21 protein-coding genes are annotated in these 17,717 nt (G+C 40.3%); 7 read left to right on the top strand and 14 right to left on the bottom strand.

What is annotated here, in order from left to right; translation table 11 throughout:
- Positions 1-96 precede the first annotated feature (96 nt).
- Genes GLIP_RS12140 through rpoE form a run of 4 tightly spaced genes read right to left on the bottom strand, consistent with a single transcriptional unit; the run spans position 97 to position 2,813 of the window.
- The gene (locus GLIP_RS12140; RefSeq protein WP_008844930.1) at positions 97-573 is read right to left on the bottom strand and encodes a SoxR reducing system RseC family protein; all 477 of its coding nucleotides are present in this window, start codon (positions 571-573) and stop codon (positions 97-99) included.
- A gap of 1 nt (position 574) precedes the next feature.
- On the bottom strand, positions 575-1,603 hold the full coding sequence (locus GLIP_RS12135) for a MucB/RseB C-terminal domain-containing protein (RefSeq protein ID WP_226992221.1): 1,029 nt from the start codon (positions 1,601-1,603) through the stop codon (positions 575-577).
- Entirely contained in the window at positions 1,554-2,177 is a 624-nt protein-coding gene (locus tag GLIP_RS12130) for a sigma-E factor negative regulatory protein (RefSeq protein WP_008844928.1), read from the bottom strand. The genes GLIP_RS12135 and GLIP_RS12130 overlap by 50 nt, the downstream gene beginning before the upstream one ends.
- A gap of 57 nt (positions 2,178-2,234) precedes the next feature.
- Positions 2,235-2,813 carry an RNA polymerase sigma factor RpoE gene (rpoE, locus tag GLIP_RS12125; RefSeq protein WP_008844927.1) on the bottom strand — a complete coding sequence of 193 codons (579 nt, stop codon included), beginning with the start codon at positions 2,811-2,813 and terminating at the stop codon, positions 2,235-2,237.
- A gap of 183 nt (positions 2,814-2,996) precedes the next feature.
- Here rpoE and nadB point away from each other — a divergent pair, with 183 nt between their 5' ends.
- Positions 2,997-4,598, top strand: coding sequence for an L-aspartate oxidase (nadB, locus tag GLIP_RS12120; RefSeq protein WP_008844926.1), 1,602 nt, complete (start codon positions 2,997-2,999; stop codon positions 4,596-4,598).
- 37 nt (positions 4,599-4,635) lie between these two features.
- On the opposite strand, the gene GLIP_RS12115 is transcribed toward nadB, so the two are convergent.
- Genes GLIP_RS12115 through GLIP_RS12110 form a run of 3 tightly spaced genes read right to left on the bottom strand, consistent with a single transcriptional unit; the run spans position 4,636 to position 6,180 of the window.
- Entirely contained in the window at positions 4,636-5,478 is an 843-nt protein-coding gene (locus GLIP_RS12115; protein ID WP_008844925.1) for a MaoC family dehydratase, read from the bottom strand.
- A 20-nt stretch (positions 5,479-5,498) separates the two neighbouring features.
- The gene (locus GLIP_RS22505) at positions 5,499-5,942 is read right to left on the bottom strand and encodes a protein YgfX (protein WP_226992220.1); all 444 of its coding nucleotides are present in this window, start codon (positions 5,940-5,942) and stop codon (positions 5,499-5,501) included.
- Positions 5,929-6,180, bottom strand: coding sequence for an FAD assembly factor SdhE (locus tag GLIP_RS12110; RefSeq protein WP_008844924.1), 252 nt, complete (start codon positions 6,178-6,180; stop codon positions 5,929-5,931). Before GLIP_RS12110 ends, GLIP_RS22505 begins: the two co-directional genes overlap by 14 nt.
- Before the next feature lie 196 nt (positions 6,181-6,376).
- On the opposite strand from GLIP_RS12110, the gene ygfZ reads away from it, so the two are divergent.
- Positions 6,377-7,324 carry a tRNA-modifying protein YgfZ gene (ygfZ, locus tag GLIP_RS12105; RefSeq protein WP_008844923.1) on the top strand — a complete coding sequence of 316 codons (948 nt, stop codon included), beginning with the start codon at positions 6,377-6,379 and terminating at the stop codon, positions 7,322-7,324.
- Positions 7,325-7,368: 44 nt separating this feature from the next.
- Positions 7,369-7,854: an FKBP-type peptidyl-prolyl cis-trans isomerase gene (locus tag GLIP_RS12100; RefSeq protein ID WP_008844922.1), complete on the top strand. Its 486-nt coding sequence runs from the start codon at positions 7,369-7,371 to the stop codon at positions 7,852-7,854.
- Between the two features lie 71 nt (positions 7,855-7,925).
- Here the strand turns inward: GLIP_RS12100 and GLIP_RS12095 are convergent, their stop codons facing one another.
- Positions 7,926-8,264, bottom strand: a complete 339-nt coding sequence (locus GLIP_RS12095) for a P-II family nitrogen regulator (protein WP_008844921.1) — start codon at positions 8,262-8,264, stop codon at positions 7,926-7,928.
- A 172-nt stretch (positions 8,265-8,436) separates the two neighbouring features.
- On the bottom strand, positions 8,437-9,267 hold the full coding sequence (gene nadE, locus GLIP_RS12090) for an ammonia-dependent NAD(+) synthetase (protein WP_008844920.1): 831 nt from the start codon (positions 9,265-9,267) through the stop codon (positions 8,437-8,439).
- Positions 9,268-9,504: 237 nt separating this feature from the next.
- Here nadE and GLIP_RS12085 point away from each other — a divergent pair, with 237 nt between their 5' ends.
- Positions 9,505-10,080, top strand: a complete 576-nt coding sequence (locus GLIP_RS12085) for a GspH/FimT family pseudopilin (protein WP_304503359.1) — start codon at positions 9,505-9,507, stop codon at positions 10,078-10,080.
- A gap of 9 nt (positions 10,081-10,089) precedes the next feature.
- Here the strand turns inward: GLIP_RS12085 and GLIP_RS12080 are convergent, their stop codons facing one another.
- Together GLIP_RS12080 and GLIP_RS12075 are read right to left on the bottom strand one after the other, a co-directional pair.
- A complete protein-coding gene (locus GLIP_RS12080; RefSeq protein WP_008844918.1) occupies positions 10,090-10,347 on the bottom strand; it encodes a DUF3081 domain-containing protein in 258 nt (85 codons plus the stop codon).
- Between the two features lie 54 nt (positions 10,348-10,401).
- Positions 10,402-11,019 carry an outer membrane beta-barrel protein gene (locus GLIP_RS12075; protein WP_008844917.1) on the bottom strand — a complete coding sequence of 206 codons (618 nt, stop codon included), beginning with the start codon at positions 11,017-11,019 and terminating at the stop codon, positions 10,402-10,404.
- Between the two features lie 329 nt (positions 11,020-11,348).
- Here GLIP_RS12075 and GLIP_RS12070 point away from each other — a divergent pair, with 329 nt between their 5' ends.
- From GLIP_RS12070 to fghA, 3 genes are read left to right on the top strand one after another with little or no spacing between them, the layout of a single operon-like run.
- The gene (locus GLIP_RS12070) at positions 11,349-11,783 is read left to right on the top strand and encodes a hypothetical protein (RefSeq protein ID WP_008844916.1); all 435 of its coding nucleotides are present in this window, start codon (positions 11,349-11,351) and stop codon (positions 11,781-11,783) included.
- Positions 11,784-11,798: 15 nt separating this feature from the next.
- Positions 11,799-12,917: an S-(hydroxymethyl)glutathione dehydrogenase/class III alcohol dehydrogenase gene (locus GLIP_RS12065; protein ID WP_008844915.1), complete on the top strand. Its 1,119-nt coding sequence runs from the start codon at positions 11,799-11,801 to the stop codon at positions 12,915-12,917.
- Complete coding sequence (gene fghA, locus GLIP_RS12060) at positions 12,917-13,771, top strand: S-formylglutathione hydrolase (RefSeq protein ID WP_008844914.1); 855 nt, start codon at positions 12,917-12,919, stop codon at positions 13,769-13,771. The genes GLIP_RS12065 and fghA overlap by 1 nt, the downstream gene beginning before the upstream one ends.
- An 80-nt stretch (positions 13,772-13,851) precedes the next feature.
- Here fghA and GLIP_RS12055 read toward each other — a convergent pair whose 3' ends face one another.
- The 3 genes from GLIP_RS12055 to GLIP_RS12045 all read right to left on the bottom strand — a co-directional run bounded on the left by GLIP_RS12055 (position 13,852) and on the right by GLIP_RS12045 (position 17,697).
- Positions 13,852-15,969: a PQQ-dependent sugar dehydrogenase gene (locus tag GLIP_RS12055; protein WP_008844913.1), complete on the bottom strand. Its 2,118-nt coding sequence runs from the start codon at positions 15,967-15,969 to the stop codon at positions 13,852-13,854.
- Positions 15,970-16,057: 88 nt separating this feature from the next.
- Positions 16,058-16,906 (bottom strand): hydrolase 1, exosortase A system-associated, encoded by an 849-nt coding sequence (locus GLIP_RS12050; RefSeq protein WP_008844912.1) that lies wholly within the window; start codon positions 16,904-16,906, stop codon positions 16,058-16,060.
- A complete protein-coding gene (locus tag GLIP_RS12045; protein ID WP_008844911.1) occupies positions 16,906-17,697 on the bottom strand; it encodes an alpha/beta fold hydrolase in 792 nt (263 codons plus the stop codon). Before GLIP_RS12045 ends, GLIP_RS12050 begins: the two co-directional genes overlap by 1 nt.
- Positions 17,698-17,717 lie beyond the last annotated feature (20 nt).

The raw sequence follows: 17,717 nt of genomic DNA, 5'->3' as shown, positions 1-17,717 counted from the left end.
TTACAGTGTTCTGCGGCACATTGCGATAAGGTTCTCAACAATCGCTCAACAATTGATTTTACGGGCTTGGCGTTATAACTATAGATTGTGAAAGTGTTATTTGTCGGCAGCGGATAACGGTTTGTTTTGAATAGGTAGAACAGCTAATAGTTTTGGTTGAAATCTATTCGTATTTGATTGATTTGCATAACGTTTTAAAAATCTAAAGGTAAGAAAAGTAGCAAAAAACGCCGCACCGACTACCCAAAGTTCATGGTCCAACTCAATCATTGGAAATAGATATTGTGCGCTAATCGCAGTTACAATCATAACTAGAAGTGGTAATAGATACATTAAAGCTGACGCTGAAAGGAGTTGATTCTCAGCCACACCTAGCCTCACACGTTGACCGACTTCGGCGGCTTGATGACATCTTAAAATTAACTTTTCTTTTTTCGGTGTAAAAACTTTAGCGACAACTCCTGTACCGCAGTTATCTTGTGCCTGACAACTGCCACAAGTAGACTTCACTTCGGTTTCAACCCAAATATGGTCTTTGTCCACGGCAGTTATAATTCCAATTTCTTCAATCATTTTACTGCACTACAGATATAGAGCTAGCGATAGCATTAGCAGTATTGGCGGGGATCTTACCTATCACAGTCACTAAAACCGTACCTTGACGACTTGAATAATAAATATCCGAACCAAATCTAGCAACAATATCACTAGCAGCAGATGGATCCGTAGCTCGGTGCATGTAAACTGAAATATCGACTAAACCATCACTCAACATCAAGTATTCAAGAGGACCACCATTATCGGGCAATTGACGAACGGTATGTTTTACCTGTTCCATGCCCACAGGAATGAATTCAATTTGCCATTTTTGTTTAACCTCTTCCTGTGTGGGAAGTTGTATCACTGCTGGCATAGCTGCGGTTTCAAGCCGTGTAAAATACGGATCTGGATGTTCGGTTACTTCTAATGCTGTAACCTGAATTTGTTCAACATTTTGACCTGTCAAATCCACGACATTTATCTTTAACGGTAAACCAGTTTGCTGATCAAGCCACAAATTGTAGCCAAAGCGGCTTTTATCTTTGCTAATCATGCGTATTTGTTGCGCCGCTTTTCCTGATATTCGACTTTTACCGATGATCACAAAATCATAAGCACTTAATAATGATCTAGGCTCGGTTAATAATCTGTTAGGTAAAGGACCAATGATATAGCCAGAAGCAAGACTGTAAGGAGGCCGATGAGACTCAAAATAACTGACTTTGTCGCCAACCCGAATAACTTCACGGCCAGGACCATTAAGTTGATCTAATTGCTCCATTTCAATGCCATCTTCTGTCACAGCATGACGCCAACGATACGGTTGTGGATCTGTACCTTGTTTAGACAACACAAATGACGCTGTATAATTTAGATTAGATTTTGCTTCGGCCATTTTATCTAACCATATCAGCACATTAGGATCTTGGACCAATCCGATTTGTGCACCAGCTAGATTGACGCAACTAAAAAAGAGAAAAGCCGCCCAAACAGGCTTAGGCAGCGATATATATTTACTCAGGAAGGTTCTCACGTTCTTGATGTACTTCAGGTTGATTTGCATCTAATTCAACTTCATCGATTACTGCGCTTTCTTCTTGTAAAAAACGCTGGCTATCTTTAAGTAAGACTTGTTCCATGTGGTCATTGATGAATGCGTTTATGCGTCGTTGGTGATCACGAACATTTACCGCAGGCGTCACTCTAGTTTGCTCAAGGCTAACCGGAGACAAACCACCCTGAATACCAGGATAAGAAGCAGGAGCTGGATTAAAAATCTGCTGTTCATCTTGATTCAGTTGCTGAACCCCGACAACTACCGCCACAGCCACTGACGCGGCAATAGCTAACTGACCACCAGAACGAACTAACGGCACGACATTACTAATCACAGGCAAATCGCGCCAAGTACGTTTGGGCGCTAATATTGCTGGTTCAGACTCTAAGGCAACAGCAATAGATGCACTTATGTCAAAATCTGCATTTTGCGGCATTTCTTTCCGCAAAGTTTGACGAATAATGTGATAACGATGCCACTTTGCACCCATTTCATCATCATTGATTAGATTCGAGACGAAATTTCCATCTTGAGCTTCACCATCAATAAATGCTGACAAATTTTCATGCTTATGCGTCATAAAAGATTCCTGAATTAACGCTTCATTCTTCAACATTTTTTTACAAATGTCATTATTTTATCTTTGTAAGAGCGGGTTTAAGACTTTATCGATTGCCTCTCGCGCTCTAAAAATTCTTGAACGAACCGTACCTACCGGACAGTCCATTACATTTGCTATGTCTTCATAGCTCAGCCCTTCTAACTCGCGCAAGGTAATTGCCATACGCAAATCTTCAGGCAGTTTATCAAGTGCATCAAACAGCACTTTTTCGAGTTCTTCTGACATCAGACTACGTTCAGGTGAATTTTGTTCCTTTAACGCGTCACTTCCGTCGTAATAATCTGCTTCTTCTGCATCTACATCGCTCGCAGGGGGTTTTCTGCCCTGCGCTACTAAATAATTTTTTGCGCTATTTACCGCTATTCGGTATAGCCAAGTATAAAAAGCACTTTCGCCGCGAAAATTAGGTAATGCTCTATATGCTTTGATAAACGCTTCTTGCGTTACATCTGCGACATCACCTGAGTTTTTTACATACCGTGAAACTAAATGCGCTACCTTGTGTTGATACTTAGTTACCAACAATCCAAACGCATTCTTATCACCGCGTTGTACTTTTTCAACAATCTGTTGATCCGTTATCTGCTCGCTCATTCGAGCCATCACTCCCAATAAATTTACTACCACGGCTCCCGCAAGCACAATTGTAGACTGCGCATTTTGCTAAAAGTTCGAATTAAATTGAATTATTGCAAACTTTCTCTAAAAAGGCTTATTTTCAGAAGCAGACAATTCTGATAGGGTCTGCAAAATAATTCGATTTGGCTATTGTACTCTATGAGCTCTACTGTTGAACATCGTTGTGACGTTTTGATTATCGGAAGTGGTGCGGCGGGACTTTCTTTAGCATTAAAATTAGCGCACAAATATAATGTTATTGTACTGAGTAAAAGCACGTTATCAGAAGGCTCTACTCGTTATGCTCAGGGCGGTATAGCCGCAGTTTTTGATGAACAAGACTCGATTGAATCGCATGTTGCAGATACATTAGATGCTGGAGCCGGACTTTGTGATGAAGAAGCGGTTCGTTTCACCGCAAGCCAAGCAAAATCCTGCATGGAGTGGTTAATTAATTATGGCGTCCCTTTTGATCAAGAAAAAGACGAACACGGCGTTGAGCGTTTCCACTTAACCCGAGAAGGAGGTCATAGTCATCGCCGAATTTTACACGCAGCTGATGCGACTGGACACGCTGTGCAAACCTCCTTGCAAGAAGCCGTGTTACAGCATCCAAACATTCATCTTTTTGAACGCTACAATGCTATCGATTTAGTTCGTCACAAAGATGCACCTAACCAATGTTTAGGTGCATATGTTTGGAATCGAAAAAAAGAACACGTTGAATTTATTCGTAGTCGCTTCACAGCTTTGGCAACAGGTGGTGCGAGTAAAGTTTATCAATATACTTCAAACCCCGATGTTTCTAGTGGGGATGGTATTGCCATGGCATGGCGCGCTGGTTGTTCTGTGGCAAACATGGAATTTAATCAATTTCACCCAACCTGCCTATTCCACCCAGAAGCGAAGAACTTTCTAATCACTGAGGCACTGCGAGGCGAAGGAGCGTTTTTGTGTCATGCTGATGGCAGCAAATTTATGCACAAGTTTGATCCTAGAGGGGACCTTGCACCACGAGATATTGTAGCGCGTGCAATAGATTATGAAATGAAGCGGCTTGGAAAAGACTGTATGTATCTAGATATTAGTCATAAGTCCGCTGACTTTATTGTTAAACATTTCCCTAACATCTATCGTAAATGCCGCTCATTGGGCATCGATATCACCAGGCATCCCATTCCAGTTGTCCCCGCTGCTCACTATAGTTGTGGAGGTGTAAAAACTGACTTCAATGCGAAGACAGATTTAGATAATTTATATGCCATTGGTGAAGTTGCCTATACCGGCTTACACGGAGCCAATCGCATGGCGAGTAATTCATTATTAGAATGTATTGTATTTGCCCATGCCGCAGCAAAAGATATTTTAGCTAAACAAGACAAGCCTGTTTTTGAACAAGAAATTCCTGCATGGGACGAAAGTCAGGTTGGCAACTCAGATGAAGAAGTGGTTATTCAACATAACTGGCATGAACTACGTTTGTTTATGTGGGATTACGTCGGTATTGTGAGAACCAATAAACGTCTGGAAAGAGCCCTGCGGAGAATCGAACTATTACAACAAGAAATTCATGATTATTATGCTAATTTTAGAGTTAGTAATAACCTATTGGAATTGCGCAATCTCGTCACGGTAGCTGAACTCATTGTTCGTTGCGCCATGAACCGCAAAGAAAGCCGAGGATTGCACTACAATCTCGATTATCCGGACATGCTAGATGAAGCGAAAGTAACCGTATTAGCGGGTCGTGTGTCGCGTTAGCTGGCTGAATAATTCTTTTTTAGTGTAAACGAATTAATTAATGTCGGTATAAATAGCCTTCAAGATGGCAAGTGTCTTCAGCGTGACTAGTAAGTTGGAAACGCTGTGATTCAGATTCAATAATTGCCTTGTACAAAGACACTTTTGCTGGCAAAAACAACGGTTTGTGAAATTCTACTTTACATTTGAATGCCTCAGGAAGTTGACTTTGTAACGCGGATAAACATCGAGCCTTACTCCACATTCCATGGGCAATGGCGGATTTAAATCCAAATAACTTTGCGCTTAACGGGCTTAAATGAATAGGATTAAAATCCCCTGATATTTTTCCGTACTGCCACCCTACGAATTTGTCACAATACCAATTGTCGATGATGGTCATATCATCTGCTAACTGAAATGGTTGAGAGCGAGACTTACCAGTACGCGCTTTCGTATTGATTGCCAAAAATTCGCTTGTTGAATGCCAAATTAGATTTTTATTCTGCCTAATTGTCGACTCAATAGTAAATGTTATGCCTTTTTGATGTCGTTTAAAACGGCGAATCTCGCTCGATACTTCAAAGCCGGCCTTAAAATCGGCAGATGCCATTACCTCAATTTCATTACTTAAATGAACAATACCTAATAGAGCAAACGGGAATTCATCATTTAGCATTATTTGCATATGTTGCTCAAAAGCGAGTAGATGAAAATAGCATGGATGCAACTGAAGTTCAGAAGCTTCTCGCCACTTAACACACTTGTGATACGACCCTATATGCACAGAATCTAATTTTTGGATGTGTTGTTGGGTTTGCAATTGGATTTTAGGCAGCAAGGCTGATTCAAACACAAACGAATGGTTTCGTTTGAAGGCGGCTTTTATTAATTTCAGCATAGTATATTAATCATATTCTATTATTCTTTGGGTTCATGTTGGCAGCGAAGGATCGTTCTACAAATTCGCCTAAAGTCACGTTCATTAATTTGGTCTTTGGCTAACCACAAGTATTTATTAGGTGTACAAACAAAATCGCTTAACAAATGTAAACAAACGAAGGAGCCGCAGATTTTACTTTTGGAGCTAATTACCCAAAGGTTTTCCTGATCCTCACACAGCCAAGAAATCTGGCCAGTGGGATCAAGGTTCATTATTCTTGGCTTAAATGCGTGTTTCACTTTTATAATCCAATGGCATCCTATGAGCAAAGTTAATCCAGTCGCAAGCCATTGAATCGTTAATTGTGCAGGAATAGTAAATGCTTTCCAGCTCCAAAAACTGGTGATGAGAAAACTAATCCAACTGATTTGAACCCAAATCCATATTCTACTTTGAGATATACATATCCTATACTTTGACACGATTCAAAATATGCTCGACCATTTGCGCAAGTTCCGGGTCATCACATTTTTGATGCCCCATAAACCAAGCAAACAAATCCGGATCATCGCAGGTAAGCAGACGCTCAAAGATCAACTGCTGAGATTCGTCCAAATCGTCAAACGCTTCGTCTACGAACGGCATAAAAAGGACGTCAAGTTCGAGCATGCCGCGGCGACATGCCCACTTCAACCTAGACACTCTTTTCTTATCAAACATCTGGACTCCAGGTAGTAATTTTAAATAATACGAATAACCACATATCTCGAACAAACTGTGGTCTAAATAATTTGCAACAGATTGTATTCTGATTAACGTAAAAAATCTCAGACAAATTCAAGTTTGACTTGCATCTGAGTAGTGAAACCCCATTATAGGATGGAACATAGGATAGATTAACAAGGTATCGGCAAATATGCAGTCTAGTTTTTCAACTCCCGATAATTTCAGTAGCAAACTGAATAATCTGGGGATTATTTCTGTTGAGGGTGAAGAAGCAATAAGTTACCTACAAGGTAAAGTCACTAATGACATGAATTCATTAACTGAAGACCAAGTTCAACTTGGTTGTCACTGTGACTTCAAAGGTAAAACCTGGAATATATTTCACGCAATCAAAACCGCTAATGGGGTTGATCTCGTTTGCCACCAAGAAAGTATCCCCACTTCTTTGGCCGAATTAAAAAAGTACGGTGTATTTTCAAAAGCTGACTTCACCGACGCGACAAAAGACTGGGATTTTTTCGGGGTCTCAGGAAAAGAAGCTGAAAATATTCTTGAGGAACATTTCGGCCAACTCCCCGAACAACATCGTCAAGTTTGTGCCACTCAACAAGGTAAGGTCATTCGGTTTGATACACCGCATATACGCTATTTAGTTTTGGCGCACAGTAAGTTGAGTCAACAATTGCAACAGGAACTCACTTTTTCAGATGCAGCAGAAGCACAATGGGAAGCGTTGGATATATTAAGTGGATTGGCTAACATTCAATCAGCAACCTCCGCAGAATTTATTCCGCAAATGATGAATTTGCAAGCCCTTGATGCAATCAGTTTCAACAAAGGCTGTTATATGGGCCAAGAGGTGGTAGCGCGGACTAAGTATTTAGGAAAAAATAAACGTGCTGCGTTCATCCTCTACTCTGAACATACCAATGAATTGAAGGCTGGCGATATTTTAGAGGGCAAGGTTGGCGAAAACTGGCGTCGAAGTGGTACAGTATTACGTAGTGCTACTTTGCAACAAGGTACCTATGCCTTAGCTATATTGCCAAACGATGCAACTATTGATCAGGTTTTCAGAGCAAAAGAAGCACCTGATCAAACATTTACGATAAAGCCATTACCTTACAACATTGATTAAAGATCGTGTTTTAACCGATTCAACAATATAGAGAATAAATTTTTATGCTAATTACAGAAAACGCCATTGTTACCATGCATTTTACCGTCAAAACCCAAGATGGAACACAGATTGATTCCTCCAGAGACGGCCAGCCAATGGTGTATATGCAAGGTAGCCAGTATTTGATTAAAGGTTTGGAAGACGCCCTTGCAGGCCGCCAAGCAGGCGACAAGTTTGAGTTAGATGTGCCTCCCGAACTCGCTTACGGTGAGCGTCACGAAGAGTTAGTGCAAATGGTGCCTAAAAGTATGTTTGAAGGTATGGAAGTCGAAGTTGGCATGACCTTTAGAGCAACGACAGACGGCGGAGAACAGTCTGTGATGGTAATAGATGAAACAGACGATGAAGTGGTCATAGACGGCAACCACCCACTTTCTGGTGTTCCGCTTAATTTTGATGTTGAAATCTTAGCGGTAAGAGAAGCGACTGATGAAGAAATCGCCCATGGTCACCCGCATACCGAAGGCGGCTGTGGACATCACCACTAAAAACGATTGAAGAAGTTCAGTGCGTATAAATTCATCATATATAAAAGTGAATTTACAAACTGAACTTCTATTTACACCGCCTCTTCGTTTTCTTCCCCTGTACGAATTCGAATTGCGCGCTCGATATCTGATACAAATATTTTGCCATCGCCGATTTTACCCGTTCTTGCATTGTCCAAAATCACTTCTATGGCCCGTTCCACAAGATCATCTGGAACGACTAAGTCAATTTTATGCTTAGGTAAAAATCCTACATGATATTCGGCACCGCGATATAACTCGGAATGACCTTTTTGCCTTCCAAAACCTTTAACTTCGGTGACTGTCATGCCTGACACACCTATTTCTGACAGCGCTTCCCGCACATTTTCCATTTTAAAAGGCTTTATTATTGCTTCAATTTTTTTCATTAAATGTCCTTTTGAATTGACAAAAGTCGCAAAATTTAAAAATCGATATTTATAAACGATTTATAATACAGCATGCGTTTTACATTTAATTTACATTACGTTTATTGAATATGCCAATCAAAGTTTCGCCAAATGTTTTACCCTAAATGACGATTCCAACCCCTTTATTAAATTAATCGTAGACAGTAGGAATGGGTACTCTTTTATGTTGTGTTTTGGTGAATATTTCAATTAAGCGCAACTCTACATCAGCATCAACGTCTTTGCCTTCTAAGAAGTCATCGATTTGATCATAAGTCATACCCAGCGCTTGTTCGTCAGCTTTTTGCGGCTCCAAGGATTCGAGATCGGCGGTAGGCGCTTTGGTGACAATTTTTTCAGGGGCACCTAAATATGAGGCAATTTGTCTAACCTGCCGTTTATTGAGTCCAAATAGCGGTACCAGGTCACATGCACCATCGCCGTATTTAGTATAAAAGCCGGTTATATTCTCAGCCGAATGGTCAGTACCTAACACCAAACCATCCATCATCCCCGCAATTTCATACTGCACGATCATACGGGTGCGCGCTTTAACATTACCTTTTACAAAGTCTTGTTTATACGCATTTTCCGGCAACAAACCAATCTGCCCTAATGATTTACAAGTTTGTTCATGTATTGCATCCGCTCCAGGCTGAATATTAACGCTAACAGCTTGGCTTGGTTGAATAAAATCAATACTTAATTGAGCATCGTCTTCATCAGCTTGAACACTGTAAGGTAAACGTACAGCGATAAATTGATAGCCGCCTTTCGATTGCTGGTTTAATCCATCTACCGCCAATTGTGCTAAACGCCCCAAAGTGCAAGAGTCAATTCCTCCACTTATCCCTAAAACCAGCGTTTTCATTCCAGATAAGGTAAGTTGATTTTGGATAAAAGCCACTCGCCTTTCAATTTCAGTTTGCGGGTTTATTTCAGGAAGTACGTGCATTTCATCTAAAATGGCTTTTTTGTGCATCTCAGGTCTCTTATGATTAATTAGATTGTTAAAGCTAGATATGACGTCTTTTTAAGCGCGTATGTTCTTATTTTATTTATATTCAGAGCAATTATATTTCGAGAGATTAAGAATTAACTTTCTCCAATACTTTGATGTGTAATTGTATACCCAAAATTCGTATAAATGCGCTATTGTATCCATTAATCGTAATATTTGCCTTTTGATTAAGTCAACGCAACAACATTTGGAGTATCTTTGAAAAGTGTCAACATCTCTATGATGCCCAATACTTTACAAAAAGGCGTCACGCTTGTCGAATTAATGATAGGTTTGGCGATTGTCGCTATTATATTGGTTGTCGCTATTCCGGCGGCACAAGGCATTATCGTTAAAAACCGGATTGTAGCTGAAATAAATGAAATAAGTGGCGTAATTCAATTCGCTAGAGCTAATGCGGTAGACGAACAGCTCAATACTATTGTTTGCCCGACAGCCGATTTCTCAACTTGCTCGACCAACTGGAATCAGGTGAAAATGGTCTTTGGTGATGAGGACGGCAATGGCTCACGTGGCGATGACGAAGATATTCTTGTCGCTACCTCACTCATCTCAGAAAACAACTATGTAACTGGGCCGGGTCAGGCTATCCGCTTTAATCCAAACGGCTCGGCAAACGCACAATCGAGCATTCTAATTTGTCACGATAGCAAAGAAGCTACTTACGCAAGAGAATTAACGGTGACACCACAAGGAAGGGTTAAAATGAGTCAAGACTCAGATAAAAATGGTGTTCATGAAAATATTTCAGGAGCCGCGTTAAGTTGTAGTTAGCCGAACTTACTATTCGGCTTGACTGATGGCCTTTAGTTTTTTTTCAAACTGTTCTAAGTGTTCCGGCTTTTCATAATCAAAGTGATATTGATTATGAAATCCGAATCGTAAGTTAACCAAAGCATCTTCTAAAAAAACCGTGTAGCCATCGTGATCTGTGTATGCTTTTACACCTTGGAAAAGATGTCCTCCGTCTACCGTTTCTCCTTTTTCCCGAATTTTTTCGAAAACATTTAGAATAAAACGACTATCGACTTCATTTTTCACAAAATTCTCCTTAGCCTCAAAAAGCTAAATAAAACACCGGTGAAAATCAGAAAACTATCTAAAGTTGTATCTGAATCCTACATAAGCTGCGTTATGTTCAAAACCGTGTTGACCACGTATATGTTCTATTTCAGTACGAAGCATTAAATTAACACCAATGTAGAAATCAAATCCAATTCCGATTTGTGCTGCAGCTATTCCTTCGTCATATTCACACAGTGTGTAATTTTCACCACTTTCTAAAGTAAATGGCGCTGCGACACCAAATTCGCAACTATCGGCACTCGTTACACTTTGTCCCTCTATATCAACATTTAAGACACCCAATCGATAAAATAATTCACCATAGTTACTACCTGCTTTTCCTAGAACTGAAAAACCTAATGCATTCGCATTCAGTCCAAAGTCGGTATTATTCAAATCATCCATCGTTGTGGGCAATGTCTCGACCAGAGATTGATCAGATAGTTTGTGATACCCAAACTCGGCATACCATTTCTCGTGAAATTGGTAGCCTACCGCTAATTTATAGGTGGCTGAATTTGTATTATTAGAATCAAATCCGGTTTTGGCATAACCTACGATTGCACTACCATACATATCGTCTGTCGCAACTGCATGGCCACTTACAAACAACAAAGTGACTAAAAAAAGACAACGAGAAAGTTTCACTATTCATCCTTCAAATGATCTAAATACGCTACTAACAGCGTTTATATTCAGGTTATAAAACAAAGTTTGGTTTCAAACTAGGGCTAATATACTAACCCAATTTATGTCGAATGTGACGACTTTTTCGAGCAAAAATAAAATCAAACAGGGTTTTAAACTACATGCCAATTGCAGTAAAGTGGAGAATGGTTTTTGATCTTAAATAGGCCGCTGTTTTTTTAAACGAATAAACCAGTCAGATAAAAAAATATCGACTGACGATTTCTAAACTTTATCGATTTTCCAGCGAAGATGAATCGCACTTTCAATGCTCAAGGCTAGCTGAATAAATGAAAGCACCGTTTTACAGAATAATCAGTATATTCACTTTTAGCACATTAGTTTTGCTAACAGGTTGTGTTGCTAATGATGAATCGCAATTGCATGTCAGGCACGTTTTTGATAAACGTATTACAACACAAAGTAGCGGATTTGCTTTTTCAATGACCTGGTTTTTACCCCCAGAAGAACTGTTTGGTAACCAAAAAAACAGTATATTTGCGAATATGGGTTTAAAGTCTACTAAACATCAAATTCCGAGGTTTTCAATCGATAATGAAACTCGTCTGAAATTAGAAGATATTGCAATTAAACGACTAGAGAATGAACTTGAATCTAATCAAATGTGCCCACATGGATATAAAATCGAGCAAATAAAATGGCTAGAACGTTCAATAGAATTCGTAGGCACATGCCAACAAATCGATAGTACGCCGAAAACGTAAGTAGAGGACATAAAAATGCAAACAATTAAAACGCGTGCGGCAGTCGCATGGGAAGCAGGAAAACCATTAAGTATCGAAGAAGTTGACTTGATGCCACCTCAAAAAGGTGAAGTGTTAGTTAAAATAATTGCAACGGGTGTCTGTCACACAGATGCCTACACCTTATCTGGTGATGATCCCGAAGGACTTTTTCCTGCTATTTTGGGGCATGAAGGTGCTGGAATTGTTGAAGCTGTGGGAGAAGGTGTCAGCCTAGTCGAAGTTGGTGATCACGTTATTCCTTTGTACACAGCCGAGTGCGGTAAATGTAAGTTTTGTTTATCGGGCAAGACAAATTTGTGTCAGGCTATTCGCGCTACCCAAGGCCAAGGACTAATGCCTGATGGCACCACACGTTTTTCTAAAGATGGTAAACCTATCTATCATTACATGGGCACATCCACGTTCGCAGAACATACAGTCGTTCCAGAAATTGCACTGGCGAAAATTCCCAAAGAAGCACCGTTAGAAAAAGTATGTTTGCTGGGTTGTGGTGTCACCACAGGCATGGGAGCCGTAACTAACGCAGCTAAAGTTAAAGAAGGTGATACGGTGGCTGTATTTGGTTTAGGTGGAATTGGATTGTCTGTGTTGATTGGTGCCAGAATGGCTAAAGCGGGTCGTATTATTGCCATAGATATCAACGAAGATAAATTCGAAACAGCAAAACAACTTGGTGCTACGGATGTGGTCAATCCCAAAGATTACGACAAACCTATTCAAGAAGTTATTGTTGATATGACTGAAGGTGGCGTTGATTACTCCTTTGAATGTATCGGTAACGTGAATGTTATGCGCTCTGCTTTAGAGTGTTGTCACAAAGGTTGGGGGGAATCAATCATTATAGGTGTTGCTGGTGCTGGACAAGAAATCTCGACACGCCCATTTCAATTAGTAACAGGCAGAGTATGGCGTGGTACGGCATTTGGTGGGGTAAAAGGCCGTAGTCAACTTCCTGATTACGTGCAACGGTACATGGATGGTGAATTTGAATTAGATACTTTCATAACCCACACCATGGGTCTTGAAGACATTAATAAAGCGTTCGATCTAATGCATGAAGGGAAATCGATAAGATCGGTAGTGCACTTCTAATGGCTTCGTTGGAATTAATCTCATCCGCAAAAAGTTTTGGTGGTCATCAACAAAGATATCGCCATGCATCTGACGTACTCAATTGTTCAATGAACGTCAGTGTATTTGTACCACCACAAGCAGAGCAAGACACGCCACTGCCAGTTGTGTATTGGCTAAGTGGACTAACCTGCACAGATGAAAACTTTGTAACTAAAGCAGGTGCCGCTCGCGTTGCCGCTGAATTAGGCCTGATTGTTGTTGCCCCAGACACAAGTCCTAGAGGCGACGATGTTGCAGACGATGAAAGTTATGATCTTGGCCAAGGCGCTGGTTTTTACCTAAACGCGACTCAAGCGCCTTGGCATTCCCATTATCGCATGTATGACTATATTGTGGATGAATTGCCTGGATTGATAAATCAAACGTTTAATTGTCTTCCCAAAGCTGGGTTGGCGGGTCATTCGATGGGGGGACATGGGGCATTGACGTTAGGTTTGTCTAACTTGCAAAAATATACTTCTATTTCAGCATTTTCTCCAATCGTTAATCCTATTGATTGTCCTTGGGGTCAAAAAGCGTTCAACGCCTATTTAGGTGAAAACGAAGCTGAATGGGAGCTATATGACGCATGTTGTTTATTGCAACAGCAAGGTCAGTTTATGCAGTTACCCATATTGATTGATCAGGGCTTAGATGATGATTTTTATCAAAGTCAAAAGCTAACCAGACCTTTTGAGCATGTCGCCAAACAAATGAACTACCCAGCGATTGTTAATTATCATCCTGGCTATGATCACAGTTATTTTTTCATCGCCAGTTTCATCGAGTCACACTTACGATTTCATCATAAGTATTTACTCGAGCAACGCTAAAAAAATGAACTGATTTACGACCATTTAGCACAAATTAAAAAGCCCCATTTTTTGGGGCTTTTTCGTTCTTCACGTAAATATTAATGTTGATGATGTTGATCAGGCAAAGATTCAATATAAGTCACCAGATGCTCGATTTCCTTAGGTTTTAAAAATCCCCCCCAAGGTGGCATTAATGGACTTTTACCCACAGCAGCCCCACCCTCAACAATGATAGCCTTAATAGCTGCCGAATCCGTATTATGATGATATATGGGTGAGGTTAAGTCTGGCATTTTAACGCCCAACAAGCCGGAGTCAGGCCCTTTGCCGTCACCTTTAACACCATGACAACGAGCGCAATTTACTGCGAAAAGACCAGCTGTCGCAGCTTGGTCATATCCTTCAGGCGTATTATCTACTTCTTCTCTAAACACGTTAGCTTGGTCTGCGTGCACTAGTTGCAACACTTCACCGCTAGGTTCAGACGCTGCGCCTAAAGTGGTAATGAGTATTTCGCCGGTACTTAATTGAATAACTGAACTGATCCCTCTTTGTGCGTACTGATTAGCTCTGGCAATAAGTTCGACGCTGTCTACTTGCGGTTTATCAATATCCATGACAAACACTTTTGCCGAATAATTATCCGCAAAAACGTATTTGTCTTTTAGCTCAGGATACATTTCTGAACGGTTCACTATTCCACCTATGACAGCTCTGTCGTAAGCATTATGTTCGTATGTATAAACAGGCCCTTGTTGCGGAATGTCCAAGCTTTCCCATGCTTTTACTCCACTTTCGCTTCGTCCTTCTACTACAGGGAATTGATAATGTTTACCTGCTTCAATTTTATTTACTTCTTCCCAAATGGTTGAGCCTACATCACCTAACCATAAATCATTGGTTTTTGGATCAAATTTAAACCGAAACGGATTACGTAAACCCAATGCATAATATTCATTACGAATATTTTCATTTCCCCAAAAAGGATTATCTTTTGGAATGTAGTAATTTTGTACTGTTCCATATTCCATAGGGTTATCGATTGGCATGCTCTTTTCAGGATCCATATCCACATCGATACGTAAGATACCTGATCTTAATACTTCAGCGGATGTTGTCGCTTCTGCAGGATGTACTCCTTCACCTAATCCAATATAAAGGAATCCGTCAGTTCCAAACTCCATTGAACCACCGTTATGAAAACCTGATTTATTGCGGATCAAATCGAATAAAATCGTCTCTGTCGAAGTATTAGTCGTTGCATCATCACTGCTTATCTCAAATCGCGAGATACGATTATGCTGAAACGCTTCATCACGTGTATCGGTATAGTAAAGATAAAGGTAAGGTTTAGGCGTTTGCGAATGCGCATAGTCAGGATGGAAGTCAAAGCCGATAGCACCATTTTCCATTTCAACTTCACCCATTAGAGCCGACACATCGACAACGAGTTGTGCATTGTCACTGTTTAAATCTGTGACTTTGAATATTTTGCCACCACGCTCCAATACGTAAACTGAGCCATTACCTTCTGGTCCTTCTCTGACCAATACCGGTTGAGCAAATTTTAGTTTTGGTAGATAGTTTTTAAATCCCCAATCTGAAGTTTCAACGGGGTTAAACCAGATGCGCACTTGCGTAATTGCATTAGCGATATCTCGATCAGATGTAAAGGCTTTGCCCATTGCAAGTGGAACTAAAAAGTACACTAATGCCAAAATCCCGGTGACACTGAATACGCGCTTGAATGTCGCAGCGATTGCACCACCCAAACTTGCCAATAACGAACCACCAAATAAGAAGCTATGTAAAATGACAAAAGCCAACACATAAAACAGAGTTGAAAATAAGCCTATTGCGGCAATTAACTGCGGATCGTAATTTATGGTGGTGGCGATAAAAAGATAAAGTGAGGCCGTTGTATAAGCGTATAAAAACCATATGTATTCATTAGCAAAACGCTTTGCACTTGAAAACGCACTAGTACCATTTCGCCAAAATGCCAAGCCAATTTGAATCGCATATGTAATCACAAATATTTTTACTATTTGCAGCATATCAGCATGGCTAACGTACACATCAGGAAGGTGCAAAATGCTGTCAGGTATGATTTCGAAATGTTTTGTGAAGCTGTAACTAAGTGATACTGTTAGAGCAATTAAAATAAGCTGTATTAGAGTGCTTAAAACAAAATGTTGACGACTATTGTTTGACACATTAAATCCTATATTTTTAAAACTGCGAACGCCTGTTAGGTTGCACAAGCTTCTAATTTTTGACGGCTATATTGCCAGCGCCTAACTATTAAACACAAGACAATTTGTTTTTATTCACAAATTCCACAGTGTATTTTTCTACTTCTCTTTTAAACTCTGCACTTGAAAAAGTATGATCCGCCTTTGAAATTCGATGAATTGTGCTTTGCTTATTGTTTAATTTTTTCCAAGCTTTGTTATTTATGGTTTGTTGTTCAAACTCTTTTGCAGTTAGATCTATGCCGCTTAATACGAGACATACCTTGCCTTTAAAGTTTTCTAAGCCTTTTTGCATCCGTGTTTGATAGTCTTGTTGGTGATTATTCTGACTTGAAACACTATCCGCAACAAACCCTTTAGCATCACCAATACTCGACGCCACATTCACTTTACCGCGTAGTAGCTTAGACCAAAACTCTTTCGAGAATAAGCGTTGTAGATAATAATACTTCAACATGGCTTTCCCCATAGCAGCATCACTTCTTAACCATGGATTGAGCAAAAATAAGCCGGTAATTCGATCATCTTGCGGAGCATAAATCATTGCTGCGGATGCTGCGTCGCACAATCCCCAAATCACCACAGATTCAATGCCAACCTGCTCACACAACAGATCACATGCAGCTTTAATATCTTCATTGATTTCGTCAAACGGTTTTTTACTACCTTCACTATCGCCCATACCGGTGTAGTCGAATCTGAGTGACGCAATATTTTCTTTTGCCAAGGCACGTGACAACTGCACAAATTGACGGTGACTGCCGACTCGATATTGTGGTCCGCCAACCACAATAAGCACGGCTGTATTAATCGGTGTTTGCGGCTGATGCAATATTCCCATCAATTGAGAATTCTCACTGCTAAAAACAACGGCTGACTCAAGCATATCGTGGGTCATCAAAGCTCTCCCTGCAAGGCATTAAACGTAGGTAAGTGAAGCTGACTTTGTTCAAAAATTTCTGGGATTTGCCAAAATGCAGTACCCTCAATGCTTCTAATATCTAAGTACTCTTGATTCCATCCTTGAGTTTGAATTTGAACTGCAGGTGTTACAGAAGTGCTGGCAAGCTCCAGCCATGAGACTGGGCAAGTTATCTCAAGTGTTTTTGAAACTTCTAAGCCATCAATCGAACCGAGCAAATCTTCAGTAATTGTGTAGCCAGCAACCTCAACATTGACGCCAGATAAGATTTTATCTCGCCAATTAATTTTTTGTTCCCCTTGCATCATACTATTTGCTTGTTTAAGTCGAAGAAACTGAGTCATAAACTGTTTACCTTTGGTCACTGGCTTCCAAAGTAGAACTTGCTTTACTGGCATTACTTTTTGAATCTCTACCAATTCAGTCAATGCCAATAATCCACCAAAGCGCACCCCCCAAAGGGAAATACTGCTAATTTCTAACGATTTCAGCCATTGCAGTACGCGAGCAATGTTTTCTCTCCATGTAGTGACATTGACTTGTTCGATCTCTTTTTCACTATCACCGGTCCCTAAATAATCTAAACAAAAAACACAATAGCCTTGTCGAGCTAGGTAAATTGCCTGCTTAGTAACGACCGCCCTGCACAGATTTAGCTCTTCAAAAATGGATGGAAGCAGTAGAATTGTTTTTTGCGGATTGGCCTGCCCATATTGACTGACAAACAAGTTGCCTTCGGCGCTGGGTAGAAAAAAACCTTTTATCACAATTGCTTCCTGTAGGTACA

The sequence above is a fragment of the Aliiglaciecola lipolytica E3 genome (genome assembly GCF_000314975.1).
Taxonomy (GTDB): domain Bacteria; phylum Pseudomonadota; class Gammaproteobacteria; order Enterobacterales; family Alteromonadaceae; genus Aliiglaciecola; species Aliiglaciecola lipolytica.
Note: the sequence above shows the minus strand (reverse complement) of the source record. Positions and strands in the feature narration are given on the sequence as shown.